Source organism: Kribbella rubisoli (assembly GCF_004217145.1).
In the GTDB taxonomy this organism is placed as follows: Bacteria; Actinomycetota; Actinomycetes; order Propionibacteriales; family Kribbellaceae; genus Kribbella; species Kribbella rubisoli.
This window is the reverse complement of record NZ_SHKR01000012.1, coordinates 810,957-826,654: the sequence shown is the minus strand read 5'-3', so window position 1 is coordinate 826,654 and position 15,698 is coordinate 810,957. Positions and strand designations below refer to the sequence as shown.

At 67.3% G+C, this 15,698-nt stretch carries 18 protein-coding genes; 7 read left to right on the top strand and 11 right to left on the bottom strand.

The annotated features are described in order from the left end of the window. Positions 1-14: 14 nt before the first annotated feature. The 3 genes from EV645_RS18210 to EV645_RS18200 form a co-directional block, all read right to left on the bottom strand. On the bottom strand, positions 15-515 hold the full coding sequence (locus tag EV645_RS18210; RefSeq protein WP_130445071.1) for a hypothetical protein: 501 nt from the start codon (positions 513-515) through the stop codon (positions 15-17). Between the two features lie 203 nt (positions 516-718). After that, complete coding sequence (locus EV645_RS18205) at positions 719-1,300, bottom strand: dihydrofolate reductase family protein (protein ID WP_130445070.1); 582 nt, start codon at positions 1,298-1,300, stop codon at positions 719-721. Between the two features lie 164 nt (positions 1,301-1,464). Beyond that, on the bottom strand, positions 1,465-2,097 hold the full coding sequence (locus tag EV645_RS18200; RefSeq protein ID WP_130445069.1) for an SGNH/GDSL hydrolase family protein: 633 nt from the start codon (positions 2,095-2,097) through the stop codon (positions 1,465-1,467). A gap of 24 nt (positions 2,098-2,121) precedes the next feature. Between EV645_RS18200 and EV645_RS18195 the strand changes: the two genes are divergently transcribed. Together EV645_RS18195 and EV645_RS18190 are read left to right on the top strand one after the other, a co-directional pair. Then, positions 2,122-2,565, top strand: a complete 444-nt coding sequence (locus EV645_RS18195; RefSeq protein WP_130445068.1) for a GNAT family N-acetyltransferase — start codon at positions 2,122-2,124, stop codon at positions 2,563-2,565. Between the two features lie 2 nt (positions 2,566-2,567). After that, on the top strand, positions 2,568-3,437 hold the full coding sequence (locus EV645_RS18190; protein WP_130445464.1) for an LLM class flavin-dependent oxidoreductase: 870 nt from the start codon (positions 2,568-2,570) through the stop codon (positions 3,435-3,437). On the opposite strand, the gene EV645_RS18185 is transcribed toward EV645_RS18190, so the two are convergent. Then, positions 3,430-3,855 (bottom strand): MarR family winged helix-turn-helix transcriptional regulator, encoded by a 426-nt coding sequence (locus EV645_RS18185; protein ID WP_130445067.1) that lies wholly within the window; start codon positions 3,853-3,855, stop codon positions 3,430-3,432. The genes EV645_RS18190 and EV645_RS18185 overlap by 8 nt on opposite strands. A gap of 75 nt (positions 3,856-3,930) precedes the next feature. On the opposite strand from EV645_RS18185, the gene EV645_RS18180 reads away from it, so the two are divergent. Both EV645_RS18180 and EV645_RS18175 read left to right on the top strand, forming a co-directional pair. Continuing rightward, a complete protein-coding gene (locus EV645_RS18180) occupies positions 3,931-4,320 on the top strand; it encodes a hypothetical protein (RefSeq protein ID WP_130445066.1) in 390 nt (129 codons plus the stop codon). Positions 4,321-4,338: 18 nt separating this feature from the next. Continuing rightward, entirely contained in the window at positions 4,339-5,283 is a 945-nt protein-coding gene (locus EV645_RS18175; protein WP_130445065.1) for a formylglycine-generating enzyme family protein, read from the top strand. Here the strand turns inward: EV645_RS18175 and EV645_RS18170 are convergent. The 3 genes from EV645_RS18170 to EV645_RS18160 form a co-directional block, all read right to left on the bottom strand. After that, positions 5,267-6,490 carry an MFS transporter gene (locus tag EV645_RS18170; protein WP_130445064.1) on the bottom strand — a complete coding sequence of 408 codons (1,224 nt, stop codon included), beginning with the start codon at positions 6,488-6,490 and terminating at the stop codon, positions 5,267-5,269. The two genes, EV645_RS18175 and EV645_RS18170, sit on opposite strands and share 17 nt — an antisense overlap. Continuing rightward, the gene (locus EV645_RS18165; protein ID WP_198681676.1) at positions 6,487-6,966 is read right to left on the bottom strand and encodes a MarR family winged helix-turn-helix transcriptional regulator; all 480 of its coding nucleotides are present in this window, start codon (positions 6,964-6,966) and stop codon (positions 6,487-6,489) included. Before EV645_RS18165 ends, EV645_RS18170 begins: the two co-directional genes overlap by 4 nt. Positions 6,967-7,052: 86 nt before the next feature. Beyond that, a complete protein-coding gene (locus EV645_RS18160) occupies positions 7,053-8,270 on the bottom strand; it encodes an MFS transporter (protein ID WP_130445063.1) in 1,218 nt (405 codons plus the stop codon). A 127-nt stretch (positions 8,271-8,397) separates the two neighbouring features. On the opposite strand from EV645_RS18160, the gene EV645_RS18155 reads away from it, so the two are divergent. After that, entirely contained in the window at positions 8,398-8,967 is a 570-nt protein-coding gene (locus tag EV645_RS18155; RefSeq protein ID WP_130445062.1) for a TetR/AcrR family transcriptional regulator, read from the top strand. After that, positions 8,964-9,485: an SRPBCC domain-containing protein gene (locus EV645_RS18150; RefSeq protein ID WP_130445061.1), complete on the top strand. Its 522-nt coding sequence runs from the start codon at positions 8,964-8,966 to the stop codon at positions 9,483-9,485. Before EV645_RS18155 ends, EV645_RS18150 begins: the two co-directional genes overlap by 4 nt. Before the next feature lie 101 nt (positions 9,486-9,586). Here the strand turns inward: EV645_RS18150 and EV645_RS18145 are convergent, their stop codons facing one another. From EV645_RS18145 to EV645_RS18135, 3 genes are read right to left on the bottom strand one after another with little or no spacing between them, the layout of a single operon-like run. Beyond that, positions 9,587-10,567 (bottom strand): TolB-like translocation protein, encoded by a 981-nt coding sequence (locus tag EV645_RS18145; RefSeq protein ID WP_130445060.1) that lies wholly within the window; start codon positions 10,565-10,567, stop codon positions 9,587-9,589. Further along, on the bottom strand, positions 10,564-11,766 hold the full coding sequence (locus tag EV645_RS18140) for an MFS transporter (protein WP_130445059.1): 1,203 nt from the start codon (positions 11,764-11,766) through the stop codon (positions 10,564-10,566). Before EV645_RS18140 ends, EV645_RS18145 begins: the two co-directional genes overlap by 4 nt. Then, on the bottom strand, positions 11,766-13,352 hold the full coding sequence (locus EV645_RS18135) for a discoidin domain-containing protein (RefSeq protein WP_130445058.1): 1,587 nt from the start codon (positions 13,350-13,352) through the stop codon (positions 11,766-11,768). The genes EV645_RS18140 and EV645_RS18135 overlap by 1 nt, the downstream gene beginning before the upstream one ends. Positions 13,353-13,506: 154 nt before the next feature. Here EV645_RS18135 and EV645_RS18130 point away from each other — a divergent pair, with 154 nt between their 5' ends. Further along, positions 13,507-14,484 carry an aldo/keto reductase gene (locus tag EV645_RS18130; RefSeq protein ID WP_130445057.1) on the top strand — a complete coding sequence of 326 codons (978 nt, stop codon included), beginning with the start codon at positions 13,507-13,509 and terminating at the stop codon, positions 14,482-14,484. Between the two features lie 126 nt (positions 14,485-14,610). Here EV645_RS18130 and EV645_RS18125 read toward each other — a convergent pair whose 3' ends face one another. Continuing rightward, a complete protein-coding gene (locus EV645_RS18125) occupies positions 14,611-15,669 on the bottom strand; it encodes a LacI family DNA-binding transcriptional regulator (RefSeq protein ID WP_198681675.1) in 1,059 nt (352 codons plus the stop codon). Between the last annotated feature and the right edge of the window lie 29 nt (positions 15,670-15,698).

Genomic DNA, 15,698 nt, shown 5'->3' with positions numbered 1-15,698 from the left:
CCGCTGTGATGGGTCTACGGGTGGGTGGTGTCGCCGGTCAGATCCACGGGGTCGGCGATCATCCAGAAGAAGATCGGTACGTCTGACTCGGCGTTTAGCTTCGCCATCGTGGCCTCTACGGGTGCCGTCGACCACAACGAGACGCTGATTCCGGAGTAGTCGTGATTCGGGCCAGTCGAACTCACGACGTCCCTGTGATCGGCCAGGACTTGCCGTGCCACCGGATCAAGGTCGGCCAGCGAGTAAGTAGCGGCATGGAAGGTCACCGGCACCGGCTGCGCAGCGGCCAGACTTTGTAGCTCGGGCGGCGGCGGACCCTTCCAGTACACCGCCACAGCCTCAGGGTCCCGCAGAATCACAACACCGCCTGCATTCGCATTCGGATTCTCCGAGATCCAGTCGCCCACGGTGTGGGCTGCGGTGGACGCCGGCGTCGGCATCAGCTCCACCGGCACCGAGCCCGAAATCGCCTTCTTCGGGCGACATACACCACCGTCCGCTCCATCCCGAGCCATCAGCTACCGCCCTCCTGCACCAACGCGACGAAAGCCGCATATTCAGTATCACGCCTTCGACGCTGGCCCGATGGCGAGTGGACCATCTCGACAGGAGGTGTTGGGTGTTAGGACCTCGGCAGCCGCGTGCCCAGGCGGGATGTCGGCGGCAGTGGGCGTATACGTCCTGTCGAGACTGTCCCTGAACGGCTCGGCGGATGGGATCAGCCGTGGAGGGTGGGGCGGTAGGTGAGTTCTTGGGTACGGGCGTCGAAGGTGTGGGATTCGAGGAGTTCTAGATCGAAGTCGGCGGCGCCGCCGAAGACGGGCTCTACGCCGGTTTGGCCGGCGATGACCGGGAAGATGGTCAGTTGGACGCGGTCTACCAGGCCGGCCGCCATGAGGGCCCGGTTGAGGGAGAGGCTGCCGTGGGATCGGAGGGGGACGTCGGACTCCTCCTTGAGGCGGGTGATCAGCTCGATGGCGTCGCCGGTTACGACGGTTGCATCGGGCCAGTCGAAGGGGCCTTCGAGGGTTGACGACACGACCGTGGTGGGCATGGGGCGCATTCGCCCGTTCACCGGGTCGAGGTCCTCGGAGGGGATCTTGCTCGGGCCGAACATCTGCATCATCAACCGGAACGTGTCGGCTCCGAACACCATCCGCTGCGGCTCGTCGTACTGCGCGATCCGCCGCTCCAGGAACTCCGGGCCCTGCTTGCCCCAGTACGGACCCCAGTCGGCGTTGTCGTACGACGCGAATCCGTCGAGGCTGGCGAAGACGTCAAAGGTGTAGCTCGCGGTCATCTTGTTCTCCCCTTGAATGCTCTCGGCAACCCCCACGGGCAGCCATCCACCCCTGCGTCGAACACGTCGCCCCTGATTCGACACCAACCACGCAGGTCAGGACCACCCATGCAGCCGACGTCGAAAAGTCGATCGCTCCGGACCGCTAACGACAGCAGCGTGCGTCAGGTGGTTAGTTCGGTGCAGATGTCCCAGGCGGACTGGCGGAGGAGAGAGGCGGTGGTGGGGTCCAGGCCTTTGACGGGGGTCTCGATGCCTACCGGGTCCTCCTGCAGGAGGGCGATCAGGAACACGCAGGCCGCCAAGTAGCTGCCAGCCAGGGCTGGGTGGCTGTTGTCCGGGTCATGGAGGACGGGTTCGTCGTGGGTGGCCAGGAAGCGTTCCCAGACCGGGCCGACCGGGATCAACGCAGCCCCGAGCTCCACGGCCGCCTCGCCGTACGCGTCGGTCAGAGCCTTCTGGGTCTCCGGGGCGTTGCGCCGCGCCCAAGTCAGGTAGAACGCCGTACGCGCGCCAGCCGCGGTGATCGCGGCATCGAAGTCACGGGCGCTGTCGCGGAAGCGGGCCGGGCTCTTGATCGGTAGCGTGCTCTGCTCCTGCAGTACGACGGTGTCGAAACCGCCGCTCGCGATCGCCTCGAGGGCCTTGCCCGCGTTGAGGTGTTGCCGCAGCGAGGCGCCGCCTGCCGAGATCAGCTTGTGCTCGATCTCGATCCCCCGCGCCGCGGCCAGGCCGTTGATCAACCCGGGCAGGTTGTTCCGCGACGTGAAGCTGTTACCCACAAAGAGAATCCGCACACGACGTGACGTTACTATGCCCGGATGACGTCTGGGCTGCGGATCGTGCCGGTGACCGACGACGCCACTCTGCTGGACTGGCAGCGGGTGCACAACGAGATCATCCCGACGGCGCCGTTGTCGGTCGACGACATCCGCGAGCGGCTGACGCGGAACGTGCTCGAGGTCGCGTACGACGGTGACGTGCTGGTCGGCTGCTCGACCGTACGGCCGCCGTCGGAGGAGACCGCAGCGGTGACGGTGATCGCGCGGGTGCTCCCGGCGTACCGACGGCGTGGATTCGGCGACGCGATCTATCAGCACTGTCTGCAACGCGGGCAACGACTGGGCGACACCTTCGAGACGCAGATCCTGGCGAGCAATGAGGACGGGCTGCGGTTCGCGAAGGCGCACGGGTTCGTCGAAGTCGAGACGTACCTGCTGCCCGGCGACACGATTCCTTTTGTCGAACTACGGTTGGGCGAGTGACGATGCGCTTTTCGATCAATATTCCGAACTTCGGGGATTTCGCCGACGCACACACGGTCGCGCGAGTGGCGGCTGCCGCGGAGGAGGCCGGCTGGGACGGGCTCTTCCTGTGGGACCACGTCGTGCACAGCAAGGAGCAGCGACGCGGGCAGCCGTTCGGGGATCCATGGATGCTGATGACGGCGGCCGCGCTGGCGACGTCACGGATCAAGCTCGGCCCGCTGGTCACGCCGGTCGCGCGTCGGCGGCCCGAGCAGCTCGCGCGGCAGGTAGCCACGCTGGACTTGATGAGCAACGGGCGGGTCATCTTCGGCGCGGGTCTCGGCGGTCCGATCGCGGACGAGTTCGGCAGCTTCGGCGACACGACCGATGCGAAGGTGCTGGCCGAGCGGCTCGACGAGGGACTCGATCTGCTGTCGGCGTATTGGGCCGGCGAGCGGGTCAACCACTCCGGAAAGCACTACCAGGTTGACGATGTGGAGATGCTGCCGGCAACGGTTCAGAGCCCGCGGCCGCCGGTGTGGATCGCGGGTTATTGGCCGAAGAAGGCCCCGATGCGGCGCGCCGCGCGCTGGGACGGCGCCGTACCGCTGTTCACGAGCGCCAACCACGGCGAAGCCCCGCCGGTCGACGAGCTGCGGGAGCTGGTTGCCTTCATCGAGGAGCAGCGCGAAGACCGGAGTACGCCGTACGACGTGATCGTCGGCGGGATCAGCCCGGCCGACGCGGCCCGGTCCCGCGCGATCATCGAGCCGCTCGCCGAGGCGGGCGCGACCTGGTGGGACGAGCGGCAGCTGATCCGCGGCAAGGAGTTCTACCGCCTCGAACCGGTCATGCGCCGGATCGAGCAAGGCCCGCCGAGCCTCAGCTGATCCGTACGGCGGCCCGCATCGCCTCGAGCGCCTTCAGTACGCCGGGCAGCGCCTCCGCCGGGATGTCCGCGGTGATCGCGTCGGCGACCTCGTCGAAGATCGGCTTGATCGCGGGAACGAGCTCGCGACCGGCAGACGTCAGGGCCACCGTGATGGTACGCCGGTCGTCCGCGGCCGGCAGGCGGTCGAGGTAGCCCTTCTCCACGAGGCGGTCGACCAGTCGCGTCATCCCGGCGGTGTCGGTCCCGAGCAGATCGGCAAGCTTGCGCGGACTCGTCGTACCGCCGGAGACGTGCAGGAGTACTCCGGCTTGCTGCGACGTCAGACCCAGCTCGCCGAAGCGCTGGTCGAGTGCCGTCCGGACCCCGCGGGCCACCTGGGTCACCAAACTGGTCAGCACGAGCCGTGGACCCGGCATCTCCGGCCTCCTTCAGCATTGCTGTCGCGACAGCTACTGTCTAGACTGCTACCCCGGGCTGATCAAGGGGGTTCGATGAAGGTACGCGATGACGTGGCCGAGTTCTTCGACCGGTTCGCCACAACGAGCGACGGAGCAGGGTTCCATCCCACCCTGCTCACGCTGGACCCGGTGTCGGTGACACCGGTGACCCGCGAGCAGGTGGTTGCCAGTCTGCCCAGACGCAAGGAGTTCTTCGCCGGGCTGGGCATCACCGGAATGACCCTGGACTCGCTCGACGAGTCGCCTGTCGACGACCAACACACGCTGGTGCGGTCGACCTGGCGGCTCGAGCGCACCCCGTCGTCGAGCGTCCCGGAGGGCACGATCTTCACGTCGACCTACCTTCTCCGCAAGGTAGACGGCGAGTGGCAGATCGTGGTCTACCTGAATCATCAGGACCTGAGGACGCTCATTTCGGCGTAAGTTGAGAAGCTTGGTGGTATGAACGACGAGCACCCGTCCTGCTGCGCGCCCTCCCGCGATGAGGCGTCCCCTCCTCCGCCGGTTCCGGTGGGGCGCGGCGAGCACAGGATCGAGCAGGTAGTGCTCGAGGGCGGCTCGTTCTCGATGGGCAACACGAACGGTGACGAGAACGTCGGCGACGGCGAGACACCGGTCCACACGGTCGAGCTCTCGCCGTACAGCATCGATGCGACGAGCGTGACGAATGCGGACTTCGCCCGGTTCGTCGACGCGACCGGCTACCGGACCGAGGCCGAGATCTACGGGTACTCCGCCGTGTTCCATCTCGCCCTCGCCGCCGAGCCCGAGGAGCTGATGGGGCCTGCGTCCGGTACGCCGTGGTGGGCCGGCGTCCGCGGCGCCGACTGGAGGCACCCGGGTGGCTCGCGCTCCGACCTGGACGGCCTCGACGACCATCCCGTCGTCCATGTGAGTTGGAACGACGCGGTCGCGTACTGCAAGTGGGCGCAGCGTCGGCTGCCGACGGAGGCCGAGTGGGAGCACGCGTCCCGCGGCGGCCTCGACGGTGCGCGGTACCCGTGGGGCGACGAACTGATCGACGACGAATGGCGCTGCAACATCTGGCAGGGCGACTTCCCACGGACGAACACCGAGGAGGACGGCTTCCTCACGACGGCCCCCGTCCACACCTTCCAGCCGAACGGCTACGGGATCTGGCAGATGGTCGGGAACGTGTGGGAGTGGTGCGGGGACTGGTTCGGCCCGCGGTACTACAAGTTCTCCCCCGCCGAGAACCCGACCGGACCGTCGCTCGGTGCGGCGCGGGTGATCCGCGGCGGCTCGTACTTGTGCCACGACTCGTACTGCAACCGCTACCGCAACGCGGCCCGCTCGTCGAACACGCCCGAGTCCTCGATGGGGAACGCCGGCTTCCGTACGGTCGGTCTCACGCGTCCTGAGTGACTGCCGGCTTGCGCAATCCCGGCGTACTCGCGGCAACAGCGGCCACAGCTGCGACGCAGAGCAAGGCACCGGATGCGAGGGACGCGACCGGTGAGGTGAGTTGTGCGACCACGCCGCCGCGGAGGTTGCCGAGGTCAGGACCGGCCTGGCCGACGATCTGCTCGGCGGCGCTGACCCGGCCGAGCAACTCGGACGGCGTGTGCAGCTGAACGATCGTGCTGCGCGACACGACGGCGACCGTATCCGCGGCGCCGGCGAACGCCAGCCAGACCAAGGCCAACCACGGGATCGACGAGAACGCGAACAGCAGCAAGGCGATCCCCCAGGCCGCCGAACCGCACAGCATCACGACGCCGTGACGGGGCAGGCGCGTGAACGATCCCGAGAACAGCGAGGCGGCGACCCCGCCGACGGCGATCGCGGTCAGGAACAACCCCAGCGTCCGCGGATTGTTGCCGAACCGCTCGGCATTGATCACCGGGAAGAGGCTGATCGGCATCGACAGAACGGTCGCCGCCAGATCCGTGATCAACGCTCCGCGGATCACCGGCGTCGACGCCACGAACGTCAACCCGTCCCACACGCCACGCAGCCCCGGCTTGGCGGTCCCCTCGATCTGCATCCGGGGAAGTCCGAGTACGCCGTACAGCGCGGCGAGAAAGCTGAGCGCGTCGATGGAGTAGCAGACGCCGACACCCCACGCGCCGATGATCACGCCGCCCAGCGCCGGGCCGAGCAGCATCGCGCCCTGGAACCCGATCCGGTTGAGCGCGATCCCGGCGGCTAGCTGGTCGCGGGAGAGCAGCTGCGGCAGGACGGTCCGCGCAACCGGGCCGGCGGTCGCGCCGAACGATGCCTGTACGGCGATGAGCCCGAGGAGCACGCCGACGGGAACTCGGCCGAACGGCAACTGGCTCGCCATGACGGTTGCTGTGAGCAACTGCCCGCAGGTCGTGATCAGGTAGATCCGGCGGCGTTCGAGCCGGTCGACGAGGGTGCCCGCGAACAGGCCGAGCACGATCAACGGCAACGCCTGCGCCAGGCCGACGGCACCGGTCCAGGCCGGGCTCGACGTCTGGTCCCAGACCTGGAACATGACCGCGACGAACGTCAACTGCCCGCCGAAACCGGACAGCACCTGCCCGATCCACAAGCGCCGGTACGCCGTGACCCGCAGCGGGCCGAGGTCGATGAGCGCATGCTTCACCGGTCGGACTCCTGGAGCTTCTCGGTGATGCGGTCGTGGAAGCTCTTGCGGGCCAGGGCCTGCTCGATGTCGCGGACCACCTGTGTCATCGGATACGGCAGCTCGGCCTCGAGCTCGGCGATGGCGGTCTCGGTCGCCTGCCACTCGGCCGTCAGGAGCTCGACGAGCTTCTTCGACTTGGCCGTGAGCGTGACCTTCTTGCTGCGCGCGTCCGCGCCCGGCACGGTCCGGACCAGGCCGGCCGTGCGCATCGCGGAGACCTTCTGGCTGAGCGCCGAGTGGGTCCGGCCGATCGTATCGGCAAGCTCGGTGATCGTCATCGGGCCCTTGAGGTGCAGCTGGATCAGCTCGCGCACGTAGCTCGGCTTCAGGCCCTTGATCTCCCGATCGGTGTAGATCCGCCCGATCTCGGCATCCATCCGGCCCAGCAACTCGTGCAGCGGCCGCCACAGACTCTGCTCGGTAGGGTCGTCCATGCGGTGATCATAACAGCACTTATATAAGTACTGTTACTTCTGGTCGCGTCAAACCATCGCGTGCTGGTCACCGACCCGCGAGGCGGTCATAGCGCTCCGCCAGGTGAGCGAACGACTGGTCGCGCTCCATGCTCTTCGGATGCGGTCCGCTGGGAGAAGGTTGACAGCCGGAGGGCGGCGAAGGCGGCGGAGAGGATGCTGATCAGGGCGAGTACCGCGAAGCCGTAGCGGGTGTCGGTGTGGCCGGTGACGAGGGACGCGATGAGCATGACGACGATCGTTGCCGCGAGGCCGTAGCCGTTGGCGATCCCGAACGCGTGACCGACTCGCGACTCGTCGACCGAGGTCATGAGCAACGAGCGGGTCGCGATCCGCGCCTGACCGAAGAGGAACGCGCCGAGCAGCACCAGAGCCATCAGCGCGGGCACACCGAACAACGGCTGAAGCACCAACAGACCGCTACACACCAGGAAGCCACCGGTCGCGAGCCTCAGATCACCCAACCGCGCCGCCGACCGCCGGTAGACCGCGGCAGCAAGCAGGAACCCAGCGCCGCCGACTGCATCAACCACGCCAAGCACGGCCGGCCCGCGATGCCACTCCCCGATCAGCAACACAGGAAGCAAGGCGTTGAAGACAGTAACCACAACAAGTCCTTGCCCGAAGAGCAAAGCGAGAGGCGCAAGCGGTAGACCGTTCAGTCTCACCTCATGCTTGATTGCCTGCGGCAACTCTCTTACGGGCCGGCGTTTCGCTCCGACTGCGAGGACCAGGGTGGCCGACAGGGCGAAAGTCAGGGCATTGAAGGTGAAAAGGGGTTGGGGGCCGAAGTACTGGAGGGCTATGCCGCCCAGTGACGCCGAGAGGAGCATGCCGGATTGGAGGGCTATTTCGTAGTGAGCGTTGAAGGGGCGGAGATCCGCGGTGGGGACGCGTTCGCGGATCAGGGCGGCGCTGGCCGGGGCGAACTGGGCGGCGATGATCGCCAGGATGAAGTTGGTGGCGTAGACGAGGGGCTGTTGCGAGACGCCTAGGGCCAGTCCGACGGGAAGTGCGAGGGCGGCTACGGCGCTGATCACATCACAGGTCACCCACAGGCGACGCCGGTCGAAGCGGTCGGCCAGGCGACCGAAGTACGGCGAGAGGACTGCCTGCGGTACTGCGACGGCGATGAACAGCCACCCCACGTCGAGCATCGAACCCTGCGCGCGGACGAGCAGCAGCGCGGCGCCGAGGAGCTGGATGTTGTTGCCGAGGGACGTGATGAACGCTGCGGGCAGAAGCAGGCGGGTTCTCGAAGTCACGGCATCCACGGTGTCAGCAAAACCTGCCAATCTCTGGCAGTGATTCTTTTACGCTACGCCAGTTGCGTAAATCGCGGGCGGCGCGCTAGTCTCATTTCGACACCGCAGTAGCGAAAAGAGGATGGCGATGGTGGGACGAGGGCGGCCGCGCGACGCCGGCGTCGAGGGGCGGGTGCTCGAGGCCGCCATGACCGAGATGCGCGCCCGTGGGTACGACGGCATGTCGGTCGACCGCGTCGCCGAGCGGGCCGGGGTCGCGAAGACCACGATCTACCGGCGCTGGCCGAGCAAGGCGGAGCTGGTGGTCGCGATGATCGCCGGACTGCGCAGCGCCGTACCGTTCGAGCCGAGCGGTGACGCGCGACGTGATCTCACCGAGCTCGTCACCGGCATCGCCGCGACCCTCGAGGTCATCCCGACCACGCTGGTCGCCGACCTCACCGCCGCGGCCGCCCGCGAACCGCGCGTCGGCGACAGCGTCCGCGCTCTCTGGGCCGAGCGCCACGCGGCCGTCACTGCAGTCATCGCCCAAGCCCAGTCGGAAGGGCTGCTGCTCGCGCACGCCGATCCCGGTGTCGTCGTCGACCAGCTCGTCGGACCGCTGTATTACCGGCTCCTCATCACGGGTGAGCCAATCGATCCCGCCTACGTGAGGGCGCTGGTGCACAGCACCCTCGGACCGGAGAACAAGTCATGAAGAAGTTCCTCGTTGCCCTCGGCAGCGTTCTCGTCCTGCTGGCCGGCTACACCGTCTATACGGTGGTCAGGCCGTTCACCTTGCACACCGAGCTCGACATCGATGCGTCACCGGAGCAGGTCTGGAAGGTGCTCACGGACCGCCAGACCTACCCCGAGTGGAACCCGTTCATCGTCTCCTCGACCGGCGACCTGAAGGTCGGGAACAAGATCACCAACGTGCTTCGCGACACCAAGGGCAGCGAAACGAAGTTCACCCCGACGCTGCTGGCAGTCGTCCCCGACCAGGAGCTGCGCTGGGTCGGGAAGGTGCCGCCGGGCGCATTGTTCACCGGCGAGCACTCGTTCCGGTTGACCGCATTGCCGGGCGGCCGCACGCACCTGGTCCAGGAAGAGAAGTTCACCGGCGCGGCGATCCCGTTTACCCAGTCGATGCTGAAGAACACCATCAAGCCGCAGTTCGACGCCATGAACCGCGCGATCGCCGCACGCGCCGAGGGCGCACCGAGGAACGGATAGATCGGCAGCTCGACAGGAGCTATCGGGTCGTTGGACCCAGTTCCCCGCTTGCGCGGGACGGGAGATGGCCGCAGTGGACATATACGTCCTGTCGAGATGGCCTAGCTGAAGGACGCGGTGGTTGCCTGGGAGACGAGGAGTTCGGGGCGAGTGGTGGGGCCGACGGACCAGATGTCCAGGGTGTGGGCCGGGTTGGGGAGTGAGTAGAGGATCGTGGAGTTGCCTTGCCAAACGGGTTGGTCGTCGATGGAGCGGGTTTCCGGCGGGTGTGTGATCTGGTGGGTGGCGAGGTCGAGTACGGCGAGACGCCAGCTACCGGCGGCAACCTTTTGTTTGAACGCGATTCGGCGGCCGTCGGGTGAGAGGGACGGACACTCGACGTTCTCGGCGATCGCAGTTCCGCGGTATGCGCGGTAGTCGGCCTCCATCAGGTACGTCTTCCCCTTGCTGCCGAGGGTCAGGTAGAAACGGTTGCTGTCGGCAGCGAACGTGATCCCCCAATAGTTCACGTCCGAGGCGAAGTACCGCTTGCCGTGGACGAAGACCGCGAGCTCTTCGATGGTCTTGACCAGGCGCCCGGTGTCCACTTCGTACAGACCGGTCCGGGTCGAGAAGCCGGTGGCGGCGTATGAGTCGCCGGTGACGAACAACGTCCAGTTCACGATCCGCCCGTCAGGCGACACCCGGGCGCGACTCGGTGTCCCGGGCAACGTTTCGCGGTGGCGCTCGTGCAGGTTCGCGTCGAGGACGATCATGTCGGTCAGTGGGGGTAACGAACCGGGCTTCAAGCGCAAGCAGATCGCCGTACTGCGGGCCGCGGCGAACCGGTCGCAGCGCAACTCCCCCACGCGCCGAGCCGCGCCTGGATCACCCACGGGCACGGCGGCCAGCTTGCCGGTGTCCGGTCCTTCGGCGAGGTTGCGGAAGTAGAGCGTTCTCGCGTCGAGCGTCATCGGTTGATCGGTGACGACCGGTACGGCGTTCTCGGTCGCGCCGCCGGTGCGGGCGTGGACGACGTACGTGATCGCGCCGCCGAGGAGCGTGATGACGGCGATCGCGGCCAGGAGGAGTCGGCGGCTCATCGGCGTACCTCCAGGGGTTTGAGGACGGCAGCGGCGATGGTGACTGCCAGGAGGGCGAGGGTGATGGTGAGGATTGCGGGGCGGAGGTCCCAGAGGGTCCAGAGGAGGCCGACCATGACGGCGGCGGCCATCCGGGCTAGGGCTTGGCCGGTTTGCAGGACTGCCAGGCCGCTGGCGCGGAGGTGTTCGGGGAGAAGTGGACCGACCGCTGCAGGGAGTACGCCGTCGGTCGCGGCGTAGAAGGCGCCGTGGAGGGCGAGCACGAGCCACCAGGTGCCTGTCGGGCCGCAGATGAGCAGTAAGGCGAGGATCAGGGCAAGGTGGCCGGCGAGAAAGACCTTCCAGCGTCCGATGCGGTCGCCGAGGCGGCCGAGTGGGATGGCGAGGAGCAGGAACGTGCCGGCGGTGCCGAGTGGAAGAAGCGGGAACAGGCTGGTGGTGATGTCCCAACGGCGCTGTACCGCTAGGTAGACGAAGGAGTCGGTGATCGTCAACAGACCGAGCGCTGCCGCCCACAGGCAGCACCGCCGGAAGTCGCGATCACGCAGTAATCCGAAGACGGGCAGCTGAGTTGGTGCAGGTGAGGGTTGTGGGGTGCGGTCGCGGACAAGTGTGGTGAGGAGGATGACCGCGCAGGCTGCCAGGCAGAAGCTGGTGACGAAGACTGAGTTGTAGTCATTGAGGCTGGCCCATAACACCGCCGTGGCTACTAACGGACCCAGGAAGGCGCCGACTGTGTCGAGGGCTCGGTGGACGCCGAAGGAGCGGCCCATCGTTTCGGGCGGACCGCTCAACGAGATGAGTGCATCCCTGGGCGCAGTGCGGATTCCCTTGCCGGCGCGGTCGATTGCCAGGACCGCGCCGATGGCGGGCACCGTGGAACCGGCTGCCAGGAACCCGAGCTTCGAGGTCGCGGAGAGCGCGTAGCCGATGCCGGCGACGGTCTTCAACCGTCGCCAGCGATCGGCCACATGTCCGCCGACCAGTCGCAGTACCGCGGTCGCTCCGGCGTACAGACCGTCGAGCAGACCGAACTGCAGTGGGTTCAGCCCGAGCCCGAAGACCAAGTACAGCGGGAGGATCGCGGTCACCATCTCGGCCGACACATCGGTCACCAAACTGACGATGCCGAGGGCAACAACATTCCCAGGAACTCGCCGGAGCGGTGTCCGCAGCGGGCCGACGGACGCGAGGTACATCAGTGGCAGGTGTACGTCGGGCTGCTGTCCAGGACCTTCCCGTCCAGACCGATCAGCTGGCTGGTGAACGTGGTGTCGGTCATCGACAGCTTCAGCACCCCGAAGTCCGAGATGATCTTGGCCGTCGCCGGGTGCGCGGCATGCACTGGATACAGCGGCGCCCCACCCATCCCGCCGATGATCTGCACCGGTCCGCTCGGATCCGGGTTGCCGTTGGCGTTCTGAGGCAGGAACCGTTCGTAATGATGGTCGTGCCCGTTCAGCACGAGGTCGGCGTGAGCCGACACCAGCGTCTGCCACAGCGGCGCGGCGTCGGGGTTGTCGCCGTGGTCACCCGAGCTGAAGCGCGGGTGGTGGTAGTACGCCGCGATGCAGCCCTTCGTGTTCTTCGCGAGGTCCTGCTTCAGCCAGGTCAGCTGCGCCGGCTCGCGGAGATCCGCTTCCTTCACGAAGTCGTTCGAGTCGAGCGCGATGAAGTGCCAGTTGCCGAGGTCCCAGCTGTAGTAGTTCTTGCCCTGCGGCGTGGCAATCGACCCGAAGTACTTGTGGTATCCCTCGTACGGCACATCGTCGTACGTCTCGTGGTTGCCCGGGATCGGATGCGTGATGTCCTTGAACTTCCCCCACGTCTTCGCGTAGTACTTCTGGAAGTCGGCCAGATGCGCGTCGTCGTACTGGTTGTCGCCGATCGTCAGCACCGCGGCCGGCTTGATCGCCTCGACCAGCTTCGCCGTCTTCGGATGGATGCAGCTCGAGTCGGACGCCGTACACCGATCCGCGATGTCGCCGGCCGCCGCGAGCACGAAGCCGCCCGTCCCGCCCGCACTCGTCGTGACGGTGACCGCCGCGCTCGCCGCAGACACATTGCCGGCCAGGTCCTTCGCCCGTACCGAGTAGCGGTACGACGTGTTCGCGCTCAGCCCGGTGTCGTTGTACTGCGTACCCGGCGTCGACGCGACCACGACGCCATCACGCAGTACGTCGTACCCGCTCACTCCCACGTTGTCGGTCGAGGCGGACCAACTCAGCGCGACCGAGGTCGCCGTGGCACCGGTGCTCTTCAACCCGGTCGGCACCGAAGGCGCCTGCGTGTCGCCGCTCGAGTCCGAGGTCCCGTAGACCTCCAACTCCCACAGCGAATAGCCGTACGACGTCGCGCGTTGCGTGCCGACCAGGCGGAGATAGCGGCCGTGGGCCTGCAGGCCGGTCAGGTCGTCGGTCGCGCCGTTGCCATTCGCAACCTCCTTGACCGAACTGAACGTGGTCCCGTCGTCGGAGACCTCGATCCGGTACGCCTTCGCGTACGCGGCCTCCCAACTGAGCTTCACCCGGCCGATGGCGGCCGGCTGGCCGAGATCGACCCGGATCCACTGCGGATCGGAACCTTCGGCACTGGCCCAGCGGGTCGACGCGCTGCCGTCGACCGCCTTGGATGCGGCGAGCGTGTCGCCTTCGGTGCTTGAGGCAATGACCGGTTTGCCCTGCGAGAGCAGGGTATCGGCGTTCGTGCGGGCATCGGCCGCGGATCCGCCGAGAGCGGCGAGCAGACCGATCGGGAGCACCAGCGCAAGCAGGCGCAGTCTCATGACGTACCTCCGGGGGCGCGGAGCAGAATTGTTAGGAAGGTTACCTAACAGTTGCCGGGAGGTAAACCCCTGGAGTTCGTTATGCACTGGACGCATCAACTGATGGCACAAGATTCATTGGACGGATGAACCGTCGGCTGGTTGAGTCGACGGCATGGATATGCGCGGATTGGGACGAGCAGGGATCGAGGTCAGCCCGGTCGGATTCGGGTGCTGGGCGATCGGCGGTCCGTTCAGCAACCCGGCCGGCGAACCGCTGGGTTGGGGCGAGGTCGACGACGACGAGTCGGTGCGGGCGATCCGGCGGGCGGTCGAGCTCGGAGTGACCTTCTTCGACACCGCCGACGTGTACGGCGCGGGCCACAGCGAGCGCGTGCTCGGCAAGGCTCTCGCCGGGATGCGCGACCAGGTGGTCATCGCCACCAAGTGGGGCAACACGTTCGACGAGTCGACCAGCGTCATGCACCACCAGGACACGACACCTGAATACGTACACAAAGCCGTGCGGGCCTCGCTCGACCGGCTCGGGACCGACTATCTCGACCTGTACCAGCTGCACTTCGACACGACCGACGAGATCGCGTTGCCGCTGCGCGAGGCCTGCGAGGAGCTCGTGCGCGAAGGGCTGATCCGCAGCTACGCGTGGAGCACGGACACGCTGCACAGCGCGGAGCTCTTTGCGCAGGGCAAGCACTGCGCCGCCGTACAGCACGAGGCGAGCGTTCTGCACGACGCGCCGGACTTCTTCGCGCTGTGCGAGCGCGAGGATCTGGCGAGCATCAACCGGACTCCGCTCGGGATGGGCATCCTCGGCCGCCGCGATGCGAGCAGGCCGGCGACCGGCGCCGACATCCGCACGCTGCCGCCGTCCTGGCTGCGGTACTTCGCCGAAGGCGGCGTACCGGCTCCCGAGTGGTGGGACAAGGTGTCCGCGATCCGCGAACTGCTGGAGAGCGACGGCCGGACGCTGGCCCAGGGCGCCCTCGCGTGGCTGTGGGCGCGAAGCCCGAAGACGGTGCCGATCCCCGGCTTCCGGACGGTCGCGCAGGCCGAGGAGAACGCCGGCGCGATGGCGTTCGGGCCGCTCGGAAGTGACCAATTGACGGAGATTGCTGCCCTGATCGAGAACTAGTCGCCCCTGCCCTCGGCCCGGAAACCGCTCAGCGACGGTTCCGGGCCGAGGTCTTGTCACGAGCGAGGTTTATCGATATACCTCTGCGCAACAACTTCCCGCTGCGTGACGAGGTGGACCGTGGTGTCAGACGACAGGCTTGGTGGTGCCGCGCTGGATCAGCCGCGCCGGCGCGATCAGTTCCTGTGGTTCGCCGCCCGGACCGCCGTTGATCTGCGCCATCAGCAGCGCGACGATCGAGTCCGCCATCTCGTCGTGCCCGGGGTTGACGCTGGACAGCGCCGGGACCAGGTACGGCGCCTCGTCGATGTCGTCGAAGCCGATCAGCTGGACGTCCTCGGGCACCCGCAGATCCGCATCGGCCAGGGCCCGGAGCGCGCCCAGGGCCACAACATCGGTCAGTGCGAACACCGCGTCGAAGGCTATGCCGCGATCGAGCAGCGACCGGATCGCGTCGTACCCCTGCTGCATCGTGAAATGGCAGCGGACCGTCAGCTCCGGATCGATCGGTACGCCGGCGTCGGCGTGCGCGAGCCCGTATCCCTCGGCGCGCAGGGCCGGCATGTTCGCGGTCCAGTCGGGGTTGCCGCCGAGCATCGCGATGCGCCGGGCGCCGGTGGCGAGCAGGTGGGCGGTCGCCTGCCGGGCGCCGTCGACGTTGTCCATCATCACGTGGTCGTACTTCGACGGCAGCGCCCGCTCGCCGATCATCACCACGGGCGCGTCGTTGCGGAGCTGGGTCAGCTCGGCCGGGTCGCTGTCGACCACGCTGAGGACGAGCCCGTCGTACATCCGCAGGCGGGAGAACGCGACAGCGTCCGCCTCCCCCTCGCGGCTGGCACCGGTGCGCTCCATCACGATGCGCAGCCCGTGCGCCTCGAACCGGTCCGCGAGCCGGCCGGCCAGCTGGGCGAAGTACGGACGCTCGAGCTCCGGGACCGCGAGACCGACCACTCCGGTCCGGCCGGCACGCAGGTGCCGGGCAGCCAGATTGACCTGGTACCCGAGGTCGCTGATCGCGGCCAGGACCCGTTCGCGCGTCGCGGCGCCGACCCGCGGCCGCCCGTTGATCACGTTCGAAACGGTCATCGTGGACACCCCCGCGGACCGCGCGACATCGGCCATCGTCACCGCGGTCGTGGCAGGCCTCTGTCCTTCCCCACCCCACCGCCCCGGTCGCTTCATGCATCCACCTTACGTAAAAGGAGTCTTCG

What these genes read in the sequence shown, in the direction of transcription:
- EV645_RS18125 (WP_198681675.1), bottom strand. Translation starts at nt 15,669, where the DNA reads ATGAAGCGACCGGGGCGGTGGGGTGGGGAAGGACAGAGGCCTGCCACG.
- EV645_RS18210 (WP_130445071.1), bottom strand. Translation starts at nt 515, where the DNA reads ATGGCTCGGGATGGAGCGGACGGTGGTGTATGTCGCCCGAAGAAGGCG.
- EV645_RS18140 (WP_130445059.1), bottom strand. Translation starts at nt 11,766, where the DNA reads ATGTACCTCGCGTCCGTCGGCCCGCTGCGGACACCGCTCCGGCGAGTT.
- EV645_RS18180 (WP_130445066.1), top strand. Translation starts at nt 3,931, where the DNA reads ATGAAGGTACGCGATGACGTGGCCGAGTTCTTCGACCGGTTCGCCACA.
- EV645_RS18130 (WP_130445057.1), top strand. Translation starts at nt 13,507, where the DNA reads ATGGATATGCGCGGATTGGGACGAGCAGGGATCGAGGTCAGCCCGGTC.
- EV645_RS18135 (WP_130445058.1), bottom strand. Translation starts at nt 13,352, where the DNA reads ATGAGACTGCGCCTGCTTGCGCTGGTGCTCCCGATCGGTCTGCTCGCC.
- EV645_RS18185 (WP_130445067.1), bottom strand. Translation starts at nt 3,855, where the DNA reads ATGCCGGGTCCACGGCTCGTGCTGACCAGTTTGGTGACCCAGGTGGCC.
- EV645_RS18150 (WP_130445061.1), top strand. Translation starts at nt 8,964, where the DNA reads ATGAAGAAGTTCCTCGTTGCCCTCGGCAGCGTTCTCGTCCTGCTGGCC.
- EV645_RS18195 (WP_130445068.1), top strand. Translation starts at nt 2,122, where the DNA reads ATGACGTCTGGGCTGCGGATCGTGCCGGTGACCGACGACGCCACTCTG.
- EV645_RS18190 (WP_130445464.1), top strand. Translation starts at nt 2,568, where the DNA reads ATGCGCTTTTCGATCAATATTCCGAACTTCGGGGATTTCGCCGACGCA.
- EV645_RS18175 (WP_130445065.1), top strand. Translation starts at nt 4,339, where the DNA reads ATGAACGACGAGCACCCGTCCTGCTGCGCGCCCTCCCGCGATGAGGCG.
- EV645_RS18165 (WP_198681676.1), bottom strand. Translation starts at nt 6,966, where the DNA reads ATGGACGACCCTACCGAGCAGAGTCTGTGGCGGCCGCTGCACGAGTTG.
- EV645_RS18205 (WP_130445070.1), bottom strand. Translation starts at nt 1,300, where the DNA reads ATGACCGCGAGCTACACCTTTGACGTCTTCGCCAGCCTCGACGGATTC.
- EV645_RS18145 (WP_130445060.1), bottom strand. Translation starts at nt 10,567, where the DNA reads ATGAGCCGCCGACTCCTCCTGGCCGCGATCGCCGTCATCACGCTCCTC.
- EV645_RS18155 (WP_130445062.1), top strand. Translation starts at nt 8,398, where the DNA reads ATGGTGGGACGAGGGCGGCCGCGCGACGCCGGCGTCGAGGGGCGGGTG.